Annotated in this window: 24 protein-coding genes and 1 tRNA gene; 15 read left to right on the forward strand and 10 right to left on the reverse strand. The window is 69.4% G+C overall.

The genetic code is table 11. The features are described from left to right. Positions 1-20: 20 nt before the first annotated feature. Both mshD and BLV49_RS11235 read right to left on the reverse strand, forming a co-directional pair. The gene (gene mshD, locus BLV49_RS11230) at positions 21-875 is read right to left on the reverse strand and encodes a mycothiol synthase (protein ID WP_091184141.1); all 855 of its coding nucleotides are present in this window, start codon (positions 873-875) and stop codon (positions 21-23) included. After that, positions 859-1539, reverse strand: coding sequence for a winged helix-turn-helix transcriptional regulator (locus BLV49_RS11235; protein WP_091184145.1), 681 nt, complete (start codon positions 1537-1539; stop codon positions 859-861). The genes mshD and BLV49_RS11235 overlap by 17 nt, the downstream gene beginning before the upstream one ends. 68 nt (positions 1540-1607) lie before the next feature. Here BLV49_RS11235 and BLV49_RS11240 point away from each other — a divergent pair, with 68 nt between their 5' ends. The 3 genes from BLV49_RS11240 (at position 1608) to ygfZ (ending at position 3756) form a co-directional block, all read left to right on the forward strand. Continuing rightward, positions 1608-1901 carry a hypothetical protein gene (locus tag BLV49_RS11240; RefSeq protein WP_143034045.1) on the forward strand — a complete coding sequence of 98 codons (294 nt, stop codon included), beginning with the start codon at positions 1608-1610 and terminating at the stop codon, positions 1899-1901. Positions 1902-2029: 128 nt separating this feature from the next. Beyond that, entirely contained in the window at positions 2030-2629 is a 600-nt protein-coding gene (locus BLV49_RS11245) for a heme-binding beta-barrel domain-containing protein (protein WP_091184154.1), read from the forward strand. Then, on the forward strand, positions 2629-3756 hold the full coding sequence (gene ygfZ, locus BLV49_RS11250) for a CAF17-like 4Fe-4S cluster assembly/insertion protein YgfZ (RefSeq protein ID WP_091184157.1): 1128 nt from the start codon (positions 2629-2631) through the stop codon (positions 3754-3756). The genes BLV49_RS11245 and ygfZ overlap by 1 nt, the downstream gene beginning before the upstream one ends. On the opposite strand, the gene BLV49_RS11255 is transcribed toward ygfZ, so the two are convergent. Next, positions 3757-4560 (reverse strand): class I SAM-dependent methyltransferase, encoded by an 804-nt coding sequence (locus tag BLV49_RS11255; protein ID WP_091184160.1) that lies wholly within the window; start codon positions 4558-4560, stop codon positions 3757-3759. Positions 4561-4595: 35 nt separating this feature from the next. On the opposite strand from BLV49_RS11255, the gene BLV49_RS11260 reads away from it, so the two are divergent. Next, complete coding sequence (locus BLV49_RS11260; RefSeq protein WP_091184164.1) at positions 4596-5339, forward strand: phosphoglyceromutase; 744 nt, start codon at positions 4596-4598, stop codon at positions 5337-5339. Positions 5340-5372: 33 nt separating this feature from the next. Here BLV49_RS11260 and phoU read toward each other — a convergent pair whose 3' ends face one another. After that, a complete protein-coding gene (phoU, locus tag BLV49_RS11265; protein ID WP_091184166.1) occupies positions 5373-6035 on the reverse strand; it encodes a phosphate signaling complex protein PhoU in 663 nt (220 codons plus the stop codon). Positions 6036-6189: 154 nt separating this feature from the next. Here phoU and BLV49_RS11270 point away from each other — a divergent pair, with 154 nt between their 5' ends. Both BLV49_RS11270 and BLV49_RS11275 read left to right on the forward strand, forming a co-directional pair. Then, entirely contained in the window at positions 6190-7365 is a 1176-nt protein-coding gene (locus BLV49_RS11270; RefSeq protein ID WP_091184169.1) for a sensor histidine kinase, read from the forward strand. After that, the gene (locus tag BLV49_RS11275; RefSeq protein ID WP_091184170.1) at positions 7362-8042 is read left to right on the forward strand and encodes a response regulator transcription factor; all 681 of its coding nucleotides are present in this window, start codon (positions 7362-7364) and stop codon (positions 8040-8042) included. Before BLV49_RS11270 ends, BLV49_RS11275 begins: the two co-directional genes overlap by 4 nt. Before the next feature lie 63 nt (positions 8043-8105). On the opposite strand, the gene BLV49_RS11280 is transcribed toward BLV49_RS11275, so the two are convergent. Then, positions 8106-8606, reverse strand: coding sequence for a hypothetical protein (locus BLV49_RS11280; protein ID WP_091184173.1), 501 nt, complete (start codon positions 8604-8606; stop codon positions 8106-8108). Between the two features lie 157 nt (positions 8607-8763). Here BLV49_RS11280 and BLV49_RS11285 point away from each other — a divergent pair, with 157 nt between their 5' ends. From BLV49_RS11285 to rlmB, 4 genes are all read left to right on the forward strand, one after another. After that, positions 8764-9246: a CarD family transcriptional regulator gene (locus BLV49_RS11285; RefSeq protein WP_091184176.1), complete on the forward strand. Its 483-nt coding sequence runs from the start codon at positions 8764-8766 to the stop codon at positions 9244-9246. A 66-nt stretch (positions 9247-9312) separates the two neighbouring features. Then, the gene (gene ispD, locus BLV49_RS11290; RefSeq protein ID WP_091184179.1) at positions 9313-10494 is read left to right on the forward strand and encodes a 2-C-methyl-D-erythritol 4-phosphate cytidylyltransferase; all 1182 of its coding nucleotides are present in this window, start codon (positions 9313-9315) and stop codon (positions 10492-10494) included. Between the two features lie 9 nt (positions 10495-10503). After that, the gene (gene cysS / locus BLV49_RS11295) at positions 10504-11916 is read left to right on the forward strand and encodes a cysteine--tRNA ligase (protein ID WP_091184183.1); all 1413 of its coding nucleotides are present in this window, start codon (positions 10504-10506) and stop codon (positions 11914-11916) included. Continuing rightward, positions 11906-12904 carry a 23S rRNA (guanosine(2251)-2'-O)-methyltransferase RlmB gene (rlmB, locus tag BLV49_RS11300; RefSeq protein ID WP_091184188.1) on the forward strand — a complete coding sequence of 333 codons (999 nt, stop codon included), beginning with the start codon at positions 11906-11908 and terminating at the stop codon, positions 12902-12904. The genes cysS and rlmB overlap by 11 nt, the downstream gene beginning before the upstream one ends. A 6-nt stretch (positions 12905-12910) precedes the next feature. Here the strand turns inward: rlmB and BLV49_RS11305 are convergent, their stop codons facing one another. Then, a complete protein-coding gene (locus tag BLV49_RS11305; RefSeq protein ID WP_091184191.1) occupies positions 12911-14197 on the reverse strand; it encodes a DUF4032 domain-containing protein in 1287 nt (428 codons plus the stop codon). Between the two features lie 60 nt (positions 14198-14257). After that, positions 14258-15361, reverse strand: a complete 1104-nt coding sequence (locus BLV49_RS11310) for an ABC transporter ATP-binding protein (RefSeq protein WP_091184195.1) — start codon at positions 15359-15361, stop codon at positions 14258-14260. 283 nt (positions 15362-15644) lie between these two features. On the opposite strand from BLV49_RS11310, the gene BLV49_RS11315 reads away from it, so the two are divergent. After that, a complete protein-coding gene (locus tag BLV49_RS11315; RefSeq protein WP_091184198.1) occupies positions 15645-16553 on the forward strand; it encodes a DsbA family protein in 909 nt (302 codons plus the stop codon). 117 nt (positions 16554-16670) lie between these two features. Next, positions 16671-16743 (forward strand) — tRNA-Thr (locus BLV49_RS11320). Between the two features lie 16 nt (positions 16744-16759). On the opposite strand, the gene BLV49_RS11325 is transcribed toward BLV49_RS11320, so the two are convergent. From BLV49_RS11325 to msrB, 3 genes are read right to left on the reverse strand one after another with little or no spacing between them, the layout of a single operon-like run. Continuing rightward, complete coding sequence (locus BLV49_RS11325) at positions 16760-17143, reverse strand: hypothetical protein (RefSeq protein ID WP_091184201.1); 384 nt, start codon at positions 17141-17143, stop codon at positions 16760-16762. An 11-nt stretch (positions 17144-17154) separates the two neighbouring features. Next, positions 17155-17700 carry a nitroreductase family protein gene (locus BLV49_RS11330; RefSeq protein ID WP_091184204.1) on the reverse strand — a complete coding sequence of 182 codons (546 nt, stop codon included), beginning with the start codon at positions 17698-17700 and terminating at the stop codon, positions 17155-17157. Then, positions 17697-18098, reverse strand: coding sequence for a peptide-methionine (R)-S-oxide reductase MsrB (msrB, locus tag BLV49_RS11335; protein WP_091187239.1), 402 nt, complete (start codon positions 18096-18098; stop codon positions 17697-17699). Before msrB ends, BLV49_RS11330 begins: the two co-directional genes overlap by 4 nt. 123 nt (positions 18099-18221) lie before the next feature. Between msrB and BLV49_RS11340 the strand changes: the two genes are divergently transcribed. The 3 genes from BLV49_RS11340 (at position 18222) to groL (ending at position 20889) form a co-directional block, all read left to right on the forward strand. Continuing rightward, on the forward strand, positions 18222-18515 hold the full coding sequence (locus tag BLV49_RS11340) for a DUF3263 domain-containing protein (RefSeq protein ID WP_091184206.1): 294 nt from the start codon (positions 18222-18224) through the stop codon (positions 18513-18515). A 36-nt stretch (positions 18516-18551) separates the two neighbouring features. Beyond that, complete coding sequence (locus BLV49_RS11345) at positions 18552-19121, forward strand: LytR C-terminal domain-containing protein (protein ID WP_091184209.1); 570 nt, start codon at positions 18552-18554, stop codon at positions 19119-19121. A 145-nt stretch (positions 19122-19266) separates the two neighbouring features. Then, positions 19267-20889, forward strand: a complete 1623-nt coding sequence (groL, locus tag BLV49_RS11350) for a chaperonin GroEL (protein WP_091184212.1) — start codon at positions 19267-19269, stop codon at positions 20887-20889. The last annotated feature ends 55 nt before the right edge of the window (positions 20890-20944 follow it).

Here is a 20944-nt window from a genome sequence, read left to right on the forward strand (position 1 = left end):
CCGGCCTTTTCGGGAAGCGGTCAGGGCGCCGCGCGCCGGTACTGCACGTCGATCGTGTGGTCCGTGAAGCCCAGCGAACGGTACAGGGCGACAGCTGGCGCGTTCTCGTCGTCGACGTAGAGAGCCGCCGTGTCGCAGCCGTCCTCCCGCAGCTGCTCGAGGCCTGCGTGCATGAGCCGGCGGCCGAGTCCCGCCCCGGCCGCGGACTCGGCGACGCCGATGACGTAGATCTCGCCGATGCCGCCCTCGACCTTGAGCCAGTTGTAGCCGATGAGCGCGTCGTCCTCGTCGCGCGCGAGCAGGAAGTCGCGACTGCGGAACCACGGCTCCGCGAGCCGTGCGTCGAGGTCCGCGCGTGTAAGGCGCCCCTGCTCGGGGTGCGTGCGGAACACCTCGGCGTTGAGCCGCACCCAGTCGTCGCCGTCGCGAGCGGCGTCGAACCGGTCGAAGCTGTCGCGCTCGCCCGTCGCCTGGCCGAGCGGCGTGCGCAGCTGCAGCAGCGTGCGCACCCGGTCAAGACCGGCGGATGCCGCAAGCTTCGCCGCAGCCGGATGATCGCCGTGCGCCCACGTGAGCACCTCGCCGTCGTGCCGCCCGAGCAGCTCCTGCAGCGCCGCCGTGCCGTGGCCGCGGCCGCGGTGGGCGGGGTGGATGACGAGCTCGAACTCCGCCGGGTCGGCGGCGCTGTCGATCGCCGCGCCGACCACGCCGCCCGCGGCATCCGTCACCTCGAGGTAGTCGCTGCGGCCGTTTCGCGCGTCGACGATCGATTGGTCGCTGAACGGCGGCTGCCCGTCGGCGCCGGCGGCCGCGTCGACGAGCGCGGCGAACCGGCCGGAGACCGCCTCGTCGCGCAGGTCATGCGCGCGCAGCATCTGGCACCTCCCCGTCCGCCGCGTTGAAGCGGTAGCCGACGTTGCGCACGGTTCCGATGAGCTGCTCCATGTCTCCCAGCTTGGCCCGAAGACGACGGACGTGCACGTCGACGGTGCGCGTGCCGCCGAAGTAGTCGTAGCCCCACACCTCGCTCAGCAGCTGCTCCCGCGTGAACACCCGGGACGGGTGGGCGGCGAGGAAGCGCAGCAGCTCGAACTCCTTGAACGTGAGGTCGAGCGGGCGGCCCTGGATCTTCGCCGAGTAGCTCGCCTCGTCGATGACGAGGCCCGAGGTCTGGATCATCGTCGCCGGCGACGCGCCGTCGCGCCGGCCGAGGGACAGCCGGATGCGGGCGTCGATCTCCGCGGGTCCCGCGTTCTCGAGGATCACGTCGTCGACGCCCCAGTCGGGCGACACGGCCGTCAGCCCGCCCTCCGTGAGCACGAGCAGGATCGGCACGGTCACGCCCGTCGTCGCGAGAATCGCGCACAGCGCCTTCGCGTGCATGAGATCGCGGCGCGCGTCGAGGACGATGATGTCGCTGTGCGGCGCCGTCACGAGATCCGCGGGCGTCGCGCGAATGCGATGCACCTCATGGCTCAGCAGCTCGAGTGCCGGAAGCGCGCCCGACGGGTCGGACGTGAGCACGATCACATGAGCCAAGGGCGCCTCCCGGGTGTGTTCCCAGTGTAGAACCAGCCCCGCAGGCGCGCGTGCGGCACAATGTAACCGTGAGCATCAAACAGACGGCAGCCGCGAGCCCCGCCCTCGTCGGGCAGCTCGTCGTGTGGATCTTCGCCGTGCTCGTCTCGATCGCCGCCGCGGTCTTCGGGCCGGAGGGCATGCGCTTCACGTGGCTCGGCATCGGCCTCGGCGCGAGCATCATCCTCGCGTTCGTGTGGGAGCTCGGCACGCACACGAAAGAGGGCTTCGTCGCCCGCGTGGCGATTCTCAGCTCGGGGGCGTTCGTCATCTTCGTCATCGTCGCGGCGATATCCGGCTTCATCGTGGCACTTGCACCGTAGACTGGTGCCATGGACCTCGTTGCACTCGAACTCTTCTTCGTCGGGCTCCTCGGCCTGGCCTCGCTCGCTATCGCCTGGACGGCCGGCGTCGTCGTCTGGAACCTGTTCCGCGGCCAGAAGTAGCAGCCGTGCGTGAGATCCCCGTCGGCCTGCCGTCCGAGCTCGTGCCCCTCTCGTGGCTCCTCGGAGTCTGGGAGGGCACGGGCGTCATCGACTATCCGATCGAGGGCGAGACGGTCTCGCGCGAGTTCGGTCACCGGGTGTCGTTCAGCCACGACGGGCTCCCGTACCTCAACTACAGCTCCTTCGCGTGGCTGTTCGACGGCGACGATGACGTGCCGCTCACGGCCGAGTCGGGGTTCTGGCGGCTCGACCGCCCGCGGGAGAACGGCGACCAGGGTCCGGCGCTGCTGCCGGGCCGCGGAGAGCAGCCGTACACCACGACAGAGAACGTCGAATCGCTGCGCCGCGCAGACGACGGCTTTCCCATCCAGGCGTCGATCGTGCACCCCGACGGTGCGAGCGAGCTCTACCTCGGCACCATCACAGGGCCCCGCATCGACATGTCGACGGACGCGATAATGAGCGCTCCTGGCGGCAAGCCGTTCAGCGCCTCGACCCGCATGTACGGCCTCGTCGACGGCCACTTGCTCTGGGCCTGGGACATCGCCGCGTTCGGCCAGGAGCTGCGCTCGCACGCGTCCGCGCGGCTCGCGAAGGTCGACTGATGAGCGAATCGCCCTTCTTGCGCCTTCCGGGCGCCATCGAGCTGCCCGACGCCGTCGACAGCGGCGTCCCCTCGCACTACGGCTCGCCGAACATCGAACAGCGCCGGCTGGAGGCGGGCGAGGCGATCGTCGACCTGTCGAACCGCGCGGTCATCACCGTCACGGGAGCGGACCGGCTGAGCTGGATCCACTCGATGGCGAGCCAGGACCTCGCCCGCCTCGCGCCGGGCGTCTCGGCCGAGGCACTGTTCCTCGGCCCGCAGGGCCGCCTCGAGCACGCCGTCAAGATCGTCGACGACGGGCAGACCATGTGGCTGCTCGCGGAACCCGATTCGGCGCCCCCGCTCATCGACTGGCTCGAGCGCATGAAGTTCGCACTGCGGGTCGAGGTCGCGGACCGCACGGCCGACTACGGCACGATCGGCGTCATGGGCGACGGGCCGGAGCTTCCCGTCGCGGTATCGAACGGCGTCCCGCTGCGCTGGAACGACCCCTGGAAGGCCGTCACGGCCGGCGGCTGGCAGTACGCGACCGGCGCCCACCCCGGCATCGACTGGCAGTGGGCGGAAGTGCTCGTGCCCCGCACGGAGCTGGCGAGCGTCGCCGCGCGCGTGCGCTCGGGCGAGCTGCGCGCCGCCGGCTCCCTCGCCGCCGAGGCGCTCCGCGTCGCCGCCTGGCGGCCGCGTCAGGCGACCGAAGTCGACGAGAAGACCATCCCGCACGAGCTCGACTGGCTGCGCTCGGCCGTGCACTTGCACAAGGGCTGCTACCGCGGCCAGGAGACGATAGCGAAGGTGCACAACCTCGGGCATCCGCCGCGCCGCGTCGTCATGCTGCACCTCGACGGCAGCGAATCCGCGCTGCCAGATCACGGCGACCGCGTTCTCGCGCCGAAGGGTGACGAGGAACGCGAGGTCGGCCACATCACGACGGCCGTCATGCACCATGAGCTCGGCCCCGTCGCCCTCGCGGTCATCAAACGGGCCGTTCCCGCCGACCTCGAGCTCGTCGTCCTGCGCGACGAGACCCGCATCGCCGCGGCGCAGCAGGTCATCGTGCCGACGGACGCGGGCGCGACGGCGGGCGTTCCGCGACTGCCGCGCATCGGCGGACGAACCCGCGGCTGATCAGCCGGCGGGGGCGACCGCCGACCACGGCACGCTCACTTCGCCGAGGCGCCAGCGAGACTCCCCGTGCAGAACGGGCCAGCCGGCCGCCTTCAGCTCGGCGACCGCGGCGAGCCAGCGCTGCCGCGGCGAGTGTATGCCGAGCCCCGCATGAGTCGCCCACGCGCGATCGAGCGCCGTGAGGAAATCATGGATCGGCTCGCCCGGCACGTTGTGATGGATGAGCGCCTTCGGCAGCCGCTCCGCCGCGATCGAGGGCTTCGCGAGCTCCGCGAGCCGCAGCGAGATCGTGAACGACTGCGCACCCTCCGCCGTCACGTCGACCCACGTGCACACGCGGCCGATCTCGTTGCACGTCCCCTCCACGAGCACACCGCCGGGCTGCAGCCGCGCCGTCATCATCGCCCACGCCTCGGGGACCTCGGTCTCGTCATACTGGCGCAGCACATTGAAGGCGCGAATCACGACGGGCTCAGGTCCCGGCACCTCGAAGCCGCCCCGCGCGAACGCAACGGCGGCGTCCGCGGGAAACGGCGTTCCGCCGGCTCGCACGCGCTCGAGCTCGCCCCTGGCGACGCGCACGCGTTCCGGGTCGATCTCGAGCCCGAGGACGTCGACGTCCGGCCGTGTGCGGGCGAGCCGCCGCTGCAGCTCGAGCGTCGTCACGCCGTGCGCGCCGTAGCCGAGATCCACGACGTGGGGCCGCTCCGTGCGGCGCAGCGCCGGGAGCGCGGCGATCCACCGGTCGACGCGACGCAGCCGGTTGGTGCCCGTGGTTCCTCGCGTGATGGATCCGACCGGCATGAAACCATTCTCCCCGATCCCCGTATGCTGGAGGCATGTCTGAGCCGTACACCCTCATCCTCCTCCGCCACGGCAACAGTGAGTGGAACCAGAAGAACCTGTTCACGGGCTGGGTCGACGTCCGCCTGAGCGAGCAGGGCGTGAAGGAAGCCACGCGCGCCGGCGAGCTCATCGCCGAATCCGGTCTCGCGCCCGACGTGCTCTACACGTCCGTTCTCACGCGCGCGATCCAGACCGCGAACATCGCGCTCGACGTCGCCGACCGCGCCTGGCTGCCGGTCAAGCGCTCGTGGCGCCTCAACGAGCGCCACTACGGAGCCCTGCAGGGCAAGGACAAGGCGCAGACCCTCGAAGAATTCGGCGAGGAGCAGTTCATGACCTGGCGCCGCTCGTTCGACGTGCCGCCGCCCCCGATCGAGGACGACGCCGAGTACTCGCAAGCGCACGACGAGCGCTACGCCGGTATCGAGGTGCCAAAGACCGAGTGCCTTAAGGACGTCATCGAGCGCTTCCTGCCCTACTGGGAGTCTGACATCACCCCCGACCTCGCGGCGGGGAAGACCGTGCTCGTCACGGCGCACGGCAACTCCCTCCGCGCACTCGTGAAGCACCTCGACAAGATCTCCGACGAGGACATCGCGGGCCTCAACATCCCCACGGGCATTCCGCTCGTCTATAAGCTCGGCGCGGACTTCATGCCCGTCGAGGAGAGCCGCTACCTCGACCCCGAGGCGGCGGCGGCAGGGGCTGCGGCCGTCGCCTCGCAGGGCAAGAAGTAGTCACTTCCACTCGAACGACGAGGCGTGTTCGGGCTACGCGTGCACGTCGTCGGCGCCGGCCCAGTCGCCGGTCGCCAGGTACTGCACCTTCTTCGCGATCGACACAGCGTGGTCGGCGAACCGCTCGTGGTAGCGGGAGGCGAGCGTCGCGTCGACGGTCGCTGTCGCCTCGCCCTTCCACCGCTCGCTCAGCAGCTTGTCGAAGACGCTCGCGTGCAGTTCGTCGACCTTGTCGTCCTCGTCGCGGATCTGGTTCGCGAGCGCGATGTCCTGCGTGCGCAGGAGCCGGGTGAGAGAGCGTGCGATCTCGACGTCGAGCCGTCCCATCTCGGCGAACGTCGACTTGAGCCCCTTCGGCACGGCGCGCTCCGGGAAGCGATAGCGCGCCAGCTGGGCGATGTGCTCGGCCATGTCTCCCATGCGCTCGAGCGACGAGCTGATGCGCAGAGCGCTCACGACGATGCGCAGGTCGCGCGCCACGGGCTGCTGGAGGGCGAGGATGTTTATCGCGAGCTCGTCGAGAGCGAGCGTGAGCTCGTCGATGCGCACATCGTTCTCGATCACGTCCTCCGCGACGCCGACGTCGGACTTCGTGAACGCCGTCACGGCGTTCTCTATCGACACCTCGACGAGCTCCGCGATCTCGACGAGGCGCTCCTGCACCTCGTGCAGCTCCTGCTGGAAGACATCGCGCATGACACAGGTCCTTTCCTCGGATTCGCCCGTCAGCCCCCAAGCGTGCGGTGCGAAGGTTAACGATTGGTGCCCGGCGGCTGAACAGTTCGCCAAAACCCCTGATCGTGCCGGTTGACCCCGAATCGCGGCGGTGCCGTAGCCCTAATCTAGTCGTATGGACTCGACCTGGCTGGTGCTCATCGCCCTCGGCCTCGGAATCGCCGTCGGCGCCGGCTTCACCGTCTTCGTCCACGCCGCAGCGCGACACGGCGAGCAGGTCTCTCGCGTCCTCGCGCCGAGCGTCCCGGACGGCGTCGACCAAGTGCTCGGCGCCCTCGAGAACGTCGGCATCGTCCTCGACTCCTCCGACAACGTGCTGCGCGCGTCCCGCAGCGCGCTCGCGCTCGGCATCGTGCGCGGCGAATCCGTCTCCGTGCGCGAGATCGTCGAGATCGCCGACCAGGTCAGGCGAACAGGGGAGCCCGTCAGTCGCGACATCATCGTCGCGGGCACGCGCTTCGGCGAGATCGCCCGCAACCTCTCCGTGCGCGTCGCGCCGCTCGGAACGCGCTTCGTTCTCGTTCTCGCCGACGACAACACCGAGTCGATCCGCCTCGACGAGGTGCGCCGCGATTTCATCGCCAACATCAGCCACGAGCTCAAGACGCCCATCGGCGCCATCGGGGTGCTCGCCGACGCGATCGACCAGGCGGCGGAGGACCCCGCGCACGTGCGTCGATTCGCGGACCGCATGACGACAGAAGCCGATCGGCTCGCCGCGCTCACGGCCGAGATCATCGACCTCTCCAAGCTCCAGGCGAACGAGGCGCTGCACGAGCCGCAGCTCCTGCAGGTCGACGAGATCGTCGCCGACGCCGTCGACCGCAACCGCGTCGTCGCCGACGGCAAGCGTGTCACCCTCGTCACGCGAGCGCCCTCCGGCCTCGCCGTGTTCGGCGAGGCGCCCCTGCTGACCGTCGCCGTGCACAACCTCATCTCCAACGCCATCCACTATTCGCCAGAGGGCTCACGCGTCGGTGTCGGGGTGCGCCGCACGGACGGGGTCGTCGAGATCTCCGTGACCGACCAGGGCGTCGGCATCCCCAAGTCCGACCACGACCGGGTCTTCGAGCGCTTCTACCGCGTCGATGACGCGCGCAGCCGCAACACCGGCGGCACCGGGCTCGGCCTCGCGATCGTGAAGCACACCGTGCAGAACCACGGGGGAGAGGTGAGCGTGTGGTCGCAGCCCGGCAACGGGTCGACGTTCACGATTCGCCTGCCCGAGGCGAGCGGAATCGACGCCATCGCCGCCGACCCGGCCGCCCGGCCCGAAAGGACGACAACGTGACCCGCATCCTCCTCGTCGAAGACGAAGCCGCACTGAGCGACCCGCTCGCGTTCCTGCTCGAGCGGGAGGGCTACGAGGTGTCGATCGCGGACGACGGCCTCACCGCCATGGAGTCGTGGGAGCGCGAGGGCGCTGATCTCGTTCTTCTCGACCTCATGCTGCCCGGGCTGCCGGGAACCGAGGTGTGCCGGCGCATTCGCGCGACCTCGACGGTGCCGATCATCATGCTCACGGCGAAGGACGCCGAAGTCGACATCGTCGTCGGGCTCGAGCTCGGCGCCGACGACTACGTCACGAAGCCGTACAAGACGCGGGAGCTGCTCGCCCGCATCCGCGCCGCCCTTCGCCGACGCACGGCCGACGACGGCGTCGACGAGGCCGTGCTCGAGGCGGGCGACGTGCGCATGGACCTCGACCGGCACACCGTCGAAGTGCGCGGACAGGAGATCAACATGCCGCTGCGGGAATTCGAGGTTCTCGAGTTCCTCCTGCGCAACGCCGGCCGCGTGCTCACGCGCGGCCAGCTCATCGACCGCGTGTGGGGCAGCGACTACTTCGGCGACACCAAGACCCTCGACGTGCACATCAAGCGCATCCGCTCCCGCATCGAGCGGGACCCCTCGCAGCCCGTCATGGTCGTCACCGTGCGCGGTCTCGGCTACCGCTTCGAAGACTGAGGGCTTTACAGACGACGGATGCCGCCGGGCGAGGCCCGGCGGCATCCGTCGTCTCGACTCCCGCTACTCCGCGGGGGTCGGCACGAGCGTGCTGTACTCGGCGAGATCGCCGTTGTAGATCGGAACCGTGAGGGTCACGCCCGTCTCGGTGCCGTACTGGAAGAACACGTCGGTGATCGCACCGGGCTTCGCGGGAAGCGGTGAGACCGTGATGTTCTCCGACGGCTCGCCCTGGTTCTGGTCGGCGGGCACGCCGAACGTCGTGCTCGCGCCGGCGTCGACGACGACGGAGGTGCTCGCGGAGGCGCTCTCGCCCCAGCCGATCTCGACGGAGTGGCTGCTGTCGCCCGTGTTCACGAGCGTGACGACGAGGTTGCCGGCCGTGCCGTCCTCGTTCGCGATGATCATCGCGTTGCGCACGTCGACGTCGCCGACGGTGCCGCCCACCCCGTCGCTCGCGTCGTAGTGAATCGTCGTGCTCTGCGGGGCCAAGAGGCCGCAGCCACTCGAGCCGAGCGCGACGGCTGCGGCAAGGACGACGAGAGCGATGGGTCGCGATCTCACAGAAAGCCTCCAAGTGGTGGGCGCGGGCACGACGAATGCGCGCCACGCGGTCTCAGACGATTTTAGCCTAGCGCGTGCGCGGACGCGCACCGAGTTAGGCGAACCTTACAGTATGCCCTCTGTGGTATTCTTGAAGATGCTGAAGGGATGCTTATCGATGCTTTTTGAGGTTGGCGAAACCGTCGTTTACCCGCACCACGGAGCCGCGACTATCGCGGAAGTGAAGACCCGGGTTATCAAGGGCGAAGAGAAACTGTACCTGAAGCTGCACGTGACTCAGGGTGACCTGACGATCGAGGTTCCGGCTGAGAACGTCGATCTCGTCGGCGTGCGCGATGTCATCGGGCAGGAGGGTCTCGACAAGGTGTTCGAGGTGCTGCGCGCACCGTTCACCGAGGAGCCCACCAACTGGTCCCGCCGCTACAAGGCGAACCTTGAGAAGCTCGCCTCCGGCGACGTGATCAAGGTGAGCGAGGTCGTGCGCGACCTGTGGCGCCGTGACCAGGACCGCGGTCTCTCCGCCGGAGAGAAGCGCATGCTCGCGAAGGCCAGGCAGATCCTGGTCTCCGAACTCGCACTCGCCGAGAAGACCGACGAAGAGAAGGCGTCGGGCATGCTCGACGAGGTTCTCGCGTCATAGCAGTTTCCGACGTTCGGCCCGGCTTGTGCCGGGCCGAACGTGGTTAACGCCCGCTACGCTCGGAACATGACCGACTCGCCCCGCCTCGCCGTCGTCGTCGTCGCCGCGGGGCAGGGCCTCCGGCTCGGCGCGGGGCAGCCGAAGGCCTTCTTCCCGCTGCGCGGTCGGCCGCTTCTCGAGCACGCGCTCGAGGGTGTGCTCGGCATGACGCAGCCCGCTCAGGTCATCGTCGTGGTTCCCGCGGAGCGGGTGACGGATGCCGCGGCGCTCTGCCGCCGCGTCGCCGGAGTCGCGAGGGACCACGTCGTCGTGACGGCGGGCGGGAGCTCGCGGCAGGCCTCCGTCGCTGCCGGTCTCGCGCTGCTCGACGACGAGATCGAGGTCGTGCTCGTGCACGACGCCGCCCGCGCGCTCACGCCGCCCGCGCAGCTCGACGCCGTCGCGCGCGCCGTCGCCGACACGGGCGAGGGCGTCATCCCCGGCCTGCCCGTGAGCGACACGATCAAGCGCGTCGACGGCGCCGAGCGCGCCCTCGAGACCGTCGATCGTTCAGCCCTGCGCGCCGTGCAGACGCCGCAGGGCTTCCCCCGCTCCGAGCTCGTCGCCGCGTACGCCGCCGCGACGGCGGAGCACACCGACGACGCCGCGCTGTTCGCCGCCGCCGGTCACCGCGTGCGCGTCATCGCGGGAAGCGAGCGCGCACTCAAGATCACGACGCCGTGGGACCTGCGCCGGGCCGCGACGCTTCTCGGCGACGCCGGCGGGCTGCGCACGGGCGTCGGCGTGGACGTGCACGCGTACGACGAGGCCGCTGCGCTGTGGCTCGCGGGACTGCACTGGCCCGGAGAGCCGGGACTCGCAGGCCACAGCGACGGCGACGCCGTGTGCCACGCGATCGTCGACGCCCTGCTCTCGGCGGCGGGGCTCGGCGACATCGGCGGACTGTTCGGCGTCGACGACGAGCGTTTCGCCGGCGCCCACGGCGACGTGTTCCTCCGCGAGACCCGGCGCCGCCTCGAGGCCGCCGGGTTCCGCGTCGTCAACGTCGCCGTGCAAGTGCTCGGCAACCGGCCCCGGCTCGCGCAGCGGCGCGCCGAGGCGCAAGCGCTGCTCGGCGGCATCCTGAACGCGCCCGTGAGCCTTGCGGCGACGACGAGCGACCGGCTCGGCTTCACGGGCCGCGGCGAGGGCGTCACGGCCGTCGCGACGGCCCTGATCGCGGCAGCCGAGAAGACCGACGACCATTAGGCTTGACCCGTGACCCTGCGACTGTACGACACCAAGACACAGGCACTGCGCGACTTCGAGCCGATCACGCCCGGCCGCGTCGGCATGTACGTTTGCGGGCCGACGGTGCAGTCGTCCCCGCACATCGGGCACTTGCGCTCGGCGCTCGTCTACGACATCCTGCGGCGCTGGCTCAACTACTCGGGCTTCGACGTCACGCTCATCCGCAACGTCACCGACATCGACGACAAGGTGCTCATCAACGCGGGGGAGAACGAGCAGTGGTGGGCGCTCGCCTATCGCATGGAGCTCGAGTTCACGGCCGGCTACAACACCCTCGGCATCCTGCCGCCCACATACGAGCCGCGTGCGACGGCGAACATCCAGCAGATGCAGCAGCTCATCCAGCGCCTCATCGACGCGGGCCACGCGTACGTCGCCGCCGACGGCTCCGGCGACGTGTACTTCGACGTGCGCTCCTGGCCCGACTACGGCGCCCTCACCAGGCAGGACGTCGACAACATGGAGGATGCCGCCGACGCGGACCCGCGCGGCAAACGCGACCCGCGCGACTTCGCCGTGTGGAAGGGCCACAAGCCGGAGGAGCCCGCCTCGGCGGCGTGGCCGAGCCCGTGGGGAGAGGGCCGGCCCGGCTGGCACATCGAATGCTCCGCCATGGCCGCCCGCTACCTCGGCGCGAACTTCGACATCCACGGAGGCGGCCTCGACCTGCGCTTCCCGCACCACGAGAACGAGCTCGCGCAGTCCACGGCCGCGGGCGACGGCTTCGCGAACTACTGGGTGCACAACGGCCTCGTCAACGTCAACGGGCAGAAGATGTCGAAGTCGCTCGGCAACTCCGTCTACGCCGCCGAGCTGCTCGACCAGGCGCCCGCGCCGGTCGTGCGCTACTACCTCGGTCAAGCGCACTACCGCTCGACGATCGACTACCATGACGGCTCGCTCGCCGAGGCGGAGGCCGCCCTCGAGCGCATAACCGGCTTCCTCGACCGCGCCGAGCGGCGCATGCGCGGCACGCGCTTCGCGGGCGCGGGACCCGTCGAGATCCCCGCCGAGTTCGCGGAGGCCATGAACGACGACCTCGGTGTGCCGCAGGCCCTCGCGGTTCTGCACGAGACGGTTCGCGCGGGCAATGCCGCCATCGACGCCGACGACCTCAGCGGCGCGGCTCGCGCGTTCGGCGCCGTCACCGCCATGAGCGAAGTGCTCGGCATCGCCGGCTCCTCGTGGGCCGACGAGACGGATGCCGCGCCCGCGACGGCGCTTGCCGGCCTCGTCGAACACCTCATCGCCGAACGGCAGAGCGCGCGCGAAGCGCGCGACTTCTCGGCGGCCGACCGCATCCGCGACATCCTGTCGGCGGGCGGAATCACGATCGAAGACACCCCCGCGGGGGCGCATTGGAGCATCAATGGCAAGTAGCAAGGGTCGCCCCGGCGCCATGAAGAAGAACAAGAAGGGCCCGCAGAAGGGCACGGGCGGGCTCGGCCGCAAGGCGCTCGAGGGCAAGGGCCCGACGCCGAAGGCGGAGGACCGCACCTACCATCCCGCGGGAAAGCGCAAGGCGGCGAGGGAGCGGCTCGAGGCCGCGCGCGGCGGCCGCCCGCAGTCGAAGCAGTCGCCGGGCGGGCGCCCGCCGGTGAAGCGCTCGAAGAACGACGACACCGAGATCGTCACGGGCCGCAATTCCGTGCTCGAGGCGCTGCGCGCGCGCATCCCGGCGACGAGCCTGTACGTCGCGACGCGCATCGAGATGGACGATCGGGTCAAGGAGATCCTCTCGATGGCGACGGGACGCGGCATCCCCGTGCTCGAGGTGACCCGGCCGGAGCTCGACCGCATGGGCGGCTTCGACTCGGTGCACCAGGGCGTCGCCATCGCGGTGCCGCCGTACGAGTACGCGCACCCCGTCGACCTGCTCGAGAAGGCCGTCGACAGCGGCCGCACGCCGCTGCTCGTCGCCCTCGACGGGGTCACCGACCCGCGCAACCTCGGCGCGATCATCCGCTCGACCGCCGCGTTCGGCGGGCAGGGCGTCATCGTCCCGCAGCGCCGCTCGGCGGGCGTCACCGCTGCGGCCTGGAAGACCTCGGCCGGTGCGGCCGCGCGCACTCCCGTCGCGATGGCCGCGAACCTCACGCAGTCGCTCAAGGAGCTCAAGAAGCAGGGCGTGTTCGTCATCGGCCTCGACGGCGGCGGCGACACGAGCCTGCACGAGCTCGAGCTCGCCGACCGCCCCATCGTCGTCGTCGTCGGCAGCGAGGGGAAGGGGCTCTCGCGCCTGGTCACCGAGACGTGCGACGCGATCGTGTCGATCCCGATCTCGGCGGCGACCGAGTCGCTCAACGCCGGCATCGCGGCATCCGTCACCCTCTACGAGATCGCGAAGCGCCGCGCCGAGCAGGGCTAGGCGCCGCTAGACCTTGTCGCGCCAGTCGGAGCCGTCGTCGGTGACGACGTCGATCGCGGCCGTGAGCGCTCCCGTCGGCGGGTCGATCATCGTCGCCTCGTCGCGGCGGTGTCGCAGCACGTTGTTGATGTAGGAGGTCAGCGCCTCCGCGAGGGGCACATCGCGCTTCTCGCTCTCGGCGAGGAACCAGCGGTGATCGAGCAGCTGGTGGAACACTTCGGCGGGCTCGAGCTTGCCGCGCAGCTCCCGCGGGATCGCGCGCACGACGGGCTCGAAGACGCGAATGAGCCACTCGTGCGCGACGACCTCCTCGTCGATGTCCTGCTTGCCGGCCGTCATCCGGTAGGCGTCGAGGTCGTTGAGCAGGCGCCTGGCCTGGTTCTCGCCCGTGTCGAGCCCGGTGAGGCGGATGAGCCGGCGCTGATGGTGGCCCGCGTCGACGACCTTCGGCTGGATGCGCACTTGGCTTCCCGTGGCGTCGGTCTTTATCGCGAGCTCCTCGATGTCGAAGCCGAGCTCGTTGAGCCGGTGCACGCGCTCGTTGATGCGCCACCGCTCCGCGCGCGCGAACTGCTCGGTACCCGTGAGCTCGGTCCACAGCGAACGGTAGGCCTCGACGATGCCGTTCGAGACGGCGACCGGGTCGAGCTCCTCGTCGGCGCGGCCGCCCGCGTAGAGGTCCATGAGCTCGCCCGCGATGTTGACGCGCGCGATCTCGAGGTCGTTCTCGCGCTGCCCGTTCGACAGGCCGCCCTCGTAGAGCTGCCCGGTCTCGGCGTCGACGAGGTAGGCCGCGAACGCTCCCGCGTCGCGGCGGAAGAGGGTGTTCGAGAGCGAGACGTCGCCCCAGAAGAAGCCGGCGATGTGCAGGCGCACGAGAAGCAGGGCGAGAGCGTCGACGAGTCGTGTCGCGGTGTCGGGCCGCAGCTGCTGGCTGAACAGCGCCCGGTACGGCAGCGAGAACCGCAAGTGCCGCGTGACGAGCACGGGCTTGAGCTCCGAGCCCTTCGCCGACATGCGGCCCGTGATCACGGCGACGGGCTCGACGCACGGGATGTCGAGTCGCTGCAGAGTGCGCAGCATGTCGTACTCGCCCCTCGCCATCTGCGCCGTCGTCTCCTTGACGGCGATGACGTAGCCCGAGAGGTTCGCGAAGCGCACGAGGTGCCGTGAGATGCCCTTGGGGAGCGAGGCGATGTGCTCGCTCGGCCAATCGTCGAGGGGCACGTCCCACGGCAGGTCGAGCAGGGCGGGATCGACGGTCGCCGCGGTGATGTTGAGGGATGCGCTCATGGTTAACCGGCGGCGCCGGTCGTCGGATGCCGCTGCACCCGACGACCGGCGCCTGGAGGGTTACTCGCTGATGACGGCCTTGTTGCCCAGGCGCTCGCCCGACGCGTGGTCGAAGACGTGCACGTGGTGCGGCGTCGGCGCGAGATAGACCTTCTCGCCCGCGTTGGGGTGGATGCGGCCGTCGACGCGAGCCACGATGTCGTGGCGCGCTCCGTCGAGCTCCGCGTGGCCGTAGAGGTAGCCGTCGGCGCCGAGCTCCTCGACGAGGTCGACGTGCACCTCGAGGCCGTCCGCCGGGTTGGAGGACACCTGGATGTCCTCGGGGCGAACGCCGATCGTCACCTGCTTCGCGGCGGCCTCGTTGAGCACCTCGCGCTCGACCGGCACGACCGTCGCTCCGAACTGCACGCCGCCGTCGGCGACCTGGCTCGAGAGCAGGTTCATGGCGGGCGAGCCGATGAAGCCGGCGACGAACACGTTCGAGGGCTTCTCGTACAGGTCGCGGGGGGTGCCGACCTGCTGCAGGATGCCGTCCTTGAGCACGGCGATGCGGTCGCCCATCGTGAGCGCCTCGGTCTGGTCGTGCGTGACGTACACGGTGGTGACGCCGAGGCGACGCTGCAGCGACGCGATCTGCGTGCGGGTCTGGACGCGCAGCTTGGCGTCGAGGTTCGACAGCGGCTCGTCCATGAGGAACACCTGCGGCTGGCGGACGATGGCGCGGCCCATGGCGACGCGCTGACGCTGACCACCCGAGAGCGCCTTCGGCTTGCGGTTGAGGTAGTCCTCGAGGTCGAGGAGCTTGGCGGCCTCGAGCACCCGCTCGGCACGCTCCGTCTTGTGCACGCCGGCGATCTTCAGGGCGAAGCCCATGTTCTCGGCGACGGTCATGTGCGGGTACAGCGCGTAGTTCTGGAAGACCATCGCGATGTCGCGGTCCTTCGGCGGAATGTCGGTGACGTCGCGGTCGCCGATGAGGATGCGACCCTCGTTCACCTCTTCGAGGCCGGCGAGCATGCGCAGCGACGTGGACTTGCCGCAGCCGGACGGCCCGACGAGGACGAGAAACTCGCCGTCAGCGATGTCCAGGTTGAGCTTGTCAACTGCGGGGCGGGTGCCACCGGGATAGAGCCGGGTGGCGTTGTCGAAAGTTACCGACGACATATCAGTGTTTCTCCTTCACCGGCAGGTACGTGCCGGACGATCCGAGTGATGGAGCGGGACCTGACCGGTCCCGCAACGCGGCGTCATCACCGCGTTAACACAAAGTATGGCATGCTCCGGGCCCCGGGGTCGCCCCGCGGCCGCCGGCAGCGGCATCCGACTTGGCCCATTCTCAGCAGGCCGGACTACGATGTCGGAGGCATTTGCCCGCGTGAGCCCCGAGAAATTCCCGTCGCGCGGCAGCCTGACACACCCCCGAAACACAGCTCCCAAGCGAGGTTCAATGACCGGCAACGGTTCAACGGACGATGCCACGTCCGCGCCACGGCGCCTGCAAGTGCGCGAGAAGGCTCGCGAGCTTCGCGAGAAGCAGCGCAAGAAGGATCTGCGCAACCGGCTCCTGCTGCAGGGCGGCGTCGCGGCGGCTGTGATCGCCGTCATCGCCGTCGTCATCGTCGTCGTCGTCTCCTCGATTAAGCCCGAGACGGACGGCCCCAAGAACATGGCGAGCGACGGCGTCGTCATCGGCAAAGAGCTGGAGGCGCGCACGACGCCGGCTCTCGCGGCAGGCGCCTCGCCGGTGCCCGCGACTAGCGACCCCAGCGTCGCGCACATCAGCGTCTACGTCGACTACCTGTGCCCGTGGTGCGGCGCCTTCGAGTCCGCGAACGGCGCCCAGCTGAGCGGCTGGCTCAGCTCGGGGGCCGCGGTTCTCGAGATCCACCCCATCGCCGTTCTCACGAGCAAGTCGCACGGCAGCGAGTACTCGCTGCGCGCCGCGAACGCCGCGGCGTGCGTCGCGAACTACTCGCCCGACGCGTTCTTCGCGTTCAACCAGGCGATGTTCGCGCAGCAGCCGGAGGAGGGCACGACAGGGCTGAGCGACGACGAGCTCATCGCGCTCGCGCGCGACGCCGGCGCCTCCACGGCGGTCGAGGACTGCGTGGACGACGTGAGGTTCTCGACATGGGTGCAGACCGCGACCCAGCGCGCCGTCAACGGGCCGCTTCCCGGCACCGAGGTCGACCGGGTCGAGGCGACGCCCACGATCCTCGTGAACGGCAAGAAGTACACGGGTTCGCTCGAGGACCCCGACGAGTTCAAGGCGTTCGTCATCGGCACGGCGAGCGAGACGCTCGCCACATCGACGCCGAGCGAGACCGAGACCCCGACGCCCGCGCCCACGTCATAGCGTTCATCGTCCCCTATGATTGAACGGGTCTGACGGGCGCACGCGTGCGTGGTCCCGGCATGGCATAATCGAAAACCGCTCCACGCAGAGCCCGGCCCGGGCCGCCACGTGGCGCACGCCGCCTTAGCTCAGTTGGTAGAGCGCTTGACTTGTAATCATGAGGTCGCGGGTTCGACCCCCGCAGGCGGCTCCCGAAGACGCAGGGCTCAGGAGAACGGCCAGATCCCGGACTCCTCGCCCCATTCGCGGAGCGCGTCCGGCGCGGGGAAGCCGAGATCGTACGACTGCAGGGGAACATCGATGGCGCCGAAGTCGTCGAGCTTCGCGCGAATGCCGTCACGGCTGACCTCGGTGAGGCGCACGCGAATGTGCCGGCCCGGCGCGAGCTCCAGCCGCCACGGCTCGGCGAGGTAGCCGATGCCGAGCGCCTCGAGCCGCTCCTCGGCGCTCAGCCAGTCGCCAGGGCCGCCAATCTCACGTCCGAGCAGGTCGATCGGCACGAAGTCGTCGCCCGCCATGCGGATCCAGCCGACGAGCTCCCCGTCAGGTCGGCGGTGCTCGATCCAGTCGGCCCCGGACGTGCTATCCATGGCGAGTCCTTTCAGCGGTCGACGACGGTGAGGAAGCGCTCCGGGTCTATCGACCGGTCGTGACCCGGCTTGTCCTTCGTGTTCTCGGGGATGCCGCCGACGTACAGCCAGCCGAGCAGCTCTTCGTTGTCGGCGAGCTCGTGCATGCGTCGCACGGGCTCGGCGCGCACGAGGCTTCCCGTGCGCCACATGACGCCCCAGCCGGCGTCGGCGAGCAGCAGGCTCAGCATGTGGGCGACACCCGCCGTGACGGCATCCTGTTCCCAGTCGGGAACCTTGTGGCTCTCCCGCCGACACGCGACTATCGCGATGAGGAGGGGAGCCCGCAGCGGTTTCGACGACGGCTTTTCGTGCTCGGCGGCTTCAGCGAGCGCGGCGCCCAGTCGCTCCCGCGCGGCGCCGCGCAGCTCGATCAGGCGCCACGGCTCGAGACCGCTGTGGTCGGCGACCCGGCCTGCGGCGGCGACGAGTCGGGCGAGCTCGGCGTGATCCGGCGCGTCGCCCGTCACCTTCGACCAGGACCGCCGTGCGGCGACCCGGTCGACGAGGGAGCTCATGCCTGGGGCGTGAAGCCGAGCGAGATCGAGTTCATGCAGTAGCGATCGCCCGTCGGGGTGCCGAAGCCGTCGTCGAAGACGTGCCCGAGGTGGGAGTCGCAGCGGGCGCAGCGCACTTCCGTGCGCACCATGCCGAGGCTGCGGTCCTCCGTGAGGGTGACGGCCTCGGGACGAACCGACTCGTAGAAGCTCGGCCAGCCGCATCCGGAATCGAACTTCGTCCCGCTCTTGAACAGCTCTGCGCCGCACGCGGCGCACGTGTATACGCCCGCTCGCCCCTCGTCGAGCAGCTCGCCCGTCCACGGACGTTCGGTCGCCGCCGTGCGCAGCACGGCGTACTGCTCGGGAGTCAGCTCTTCACGCCACTGCTCGTCTGTCTTCGTCAGCTTCTCCGTCATGACGCACTCCTGCTCTTCGTGGTCGGGATACATCCAAGTTAAGCCCTGAGAGCTGTGTGTTATTCCGTGTTTCGTTTCGGGCGTACGTTCAGGGGCCGGGAAACTAGGATTGCGAAAGAGGTGATGGACCAGGTGACGGACCACGGGCACGACGACGAGGCGGACTGTGACGCGCTCAGCGAGCGCGACATCGCCATCCTCGACTTCGAGCGCCAGTGGTGGAAGCACGCGGGGACGAAGGAGGAGGCGATCCGGGCCCGGTTCGCGCTGTCGTCGGCTCGGTACTATCAACTACTGGCCGCTCTCATCAAGAGGCCGGCCGCCCTCAAGCACGACCCCATGTTGGTGAAGCGACTGCAGCGCGTGCGCGATCAGCGCATGGCCGCTCGCGTGCGCCGCACCTCCCTCGACCGCTGACCTCAGTCCGTCCCTGAACAGGAGAGACCCGACCGCATGGCCAAATCGTTCCCCCGCGACCGGTTCGACGATGTGCCGCGCACGTCTCGCGTCGGCGCGCACCGTGCGCCCGCTCCGCGGGGACGCGGCTGGGCGGCCTTCGGCTGGGCGGCTCTCGCGACGGCGATCCTCGTGGCGCTCGGCATCCTCGGCCTGAGCCTCGCAAGCGACCGGCTGAACCTCGACCAGGTCTTCGAGATGCCGGCCGAGACCTCCGCCTCGCCGACGCCGACGGAGACCACGACGCCGACAGCGGAGCCGACGATCGACCCGAAGGCTCTCGTTCAAGTGCTCAACGGCACGACGACGCCGGGACTCGCGGGTGACGGCAAGGACAAGCTCGCCGCCGCCGGCTGGACCGACTCCAACATCACCGCGAGCAACGCGAGCGACACCTCCATCACGACGTCGACGGTGTACTACGACGACCCTACCCTCGAAGGCGCCGCGCGCGGCGTCGCGGAGTCGCTCGGCATCTCGACCGTCACGTATTCGACGGAGTTCAGCTCCGGAGAGGGCGGCATCTCCCAGATCGTCGTCGTGCTCGGCTCCGACTTCGCTCCCTGAGGGAGAAGCGGTTCCGCCCGCCGCGTAACACTCGCCGAGGGCGCAGCTTGCACTCGCCGTATCCGAGTGCCAGAATTGCCATTAGCACTCCCGCTAACGGAGTGCTAATAACGTTCATTGACGTCCGGGAGGGACGAAACTCACAATGGCAAAGATCATTGCTTTTGACGAAGAGGCCCGCCGCGGCCTTGAGCGTGGTTTGAACACGCTCGCTGATGCCGTCAAGGTCACGCTTGGACCTCGCGGTCGCAACGTCGTCCTCGAGAAGAAGTGGGGCGCTCCCACCATCACCAACGATGGTGTGTCGATCGCCAAGGAGATCGAGCTCGACGAGCCGTACGAGAAGATCGGCGCCGAGCTCGTCAAGGAGGTCGCGAAGAAGACCGATGACGTCGCCGGTGACGGAACCACGACCTCGGTCGTCCTCGCCCAGGCGCTCGTCCGTGAGGGACTCCGCAACGTCGCCGCCGGCGCTGACCCGATCAGCCTCAAGCGCGGCATCGAGAAGGCCGTCAACGCCGTCTCCGACGAGCTCCTGAGCGCTGCGAAGGAGATCGAGACCAAGGACGAGATCGCCGCCACCGCGTCGATCTCCGCCGCCGACACGCAGATCGGCGAGATCATCGCCGAGGCCATCGACAAGGTCGGCAAGGAAGGCGTCGTCACGGTCGAGGAGTCGAACACGTTCGGCACCGAGCTCGAGCTCACCGAGGGCATGCGCTTCGACAAGGGCTTCCTCTCGGCGTACTTCGTCACCGACCAGGACCGCCAGGAGGCCGTGTTCGAGGACCCCTACATCCTCATCGCGAACTCGAAGATCTCGAACATCAAGGACCTGCTCCCGATCGTCGACCAGGTGATCCAGGCCGGCAAGCAGCTCCTCATCATCGCCGAGGATGTCGAGGGCGAGGCTCTGGCCACGCTCATCGTCAACAAGATCCGCGGCATCTTCAAGTCGGTCGCCGTCAAGGCTCCAGGCTTCGGCGACCGCCGCAAGGCCCAGCTGCAGGACATCGCGATCCTCACCGGTGGACAGGTCATCTCCGAGGAGGTCGGCCTCAAGCTTGAGAACGTCACCCTCGACCTGCTCGGCCGTGCACGCAAGGTCGTCGTCACCAAGGACGAGACCACGATCGTCGAGGGTGCGGGCGAGGCTGACGCCATCGCCGGCCGCGTCTCGCAGATCCGCAAGGAGATCGAGAACACCGACAGCGACTACGACCGCGAGAAGCTGCAGGAGCGCCTCGCGAAGCTGGCCGGCGGCGTCGCCGTCATCAAGGCCGGCGCCGCGACCGAGGTCGAGCTCAAGGAGCGCAAGCACCGCATCGAGGACGCTGTCCGCAACGCGAAGGCCGCCGTCGAGGAGGGCATCGTCGCCGGTGGTGGCGTCGCGCTCATCCAGGCCGGCAAGACCGCGTTCGACAAGCTCGGACTCGAGGGTGACGAAGCGACCGGCGCGAACATCGTCAAGGTCGCCATCGAGGCCCCGCTCAAGCAGATCGCCCTCAACGCCGGACTCGAGCCGGGCGTCGTCGCCGAGAAGGTTCGCGGCCTCGAGGTCGGCTTCGGCCTCAACGCCGCTTCGGGCGAGTACGTCGACATGCTGCAGGCCGGCATCGCCGACCCGGTGAAGGTGACCCGTTCGGCGCTGCTGAACGCGGGCTCGATCGCCGGTCTGTTCCTCACGACCGAGGCTGTCGTCGCCGACAAGCCCGAGAAGGCTCCGGCGGTTCCCGCCGGCGACCCGACGGGTGGCATGGACTTCTAAGTCCCGCAGCACTGCACCGATGGGCGTCTCCCGCAAGGGAGGCGCCCATCGCGCG

It is taken from the genome of Paramicrobacterium humi (assembly GCF_900105715.1).
Taxonomy (GTDB): Bacteria; Actinomycetota; Actinomycetes; order Actinomycetales; family Microbacteriaceae; genus Paramicrobacterium; species Paramicrobacterium humi.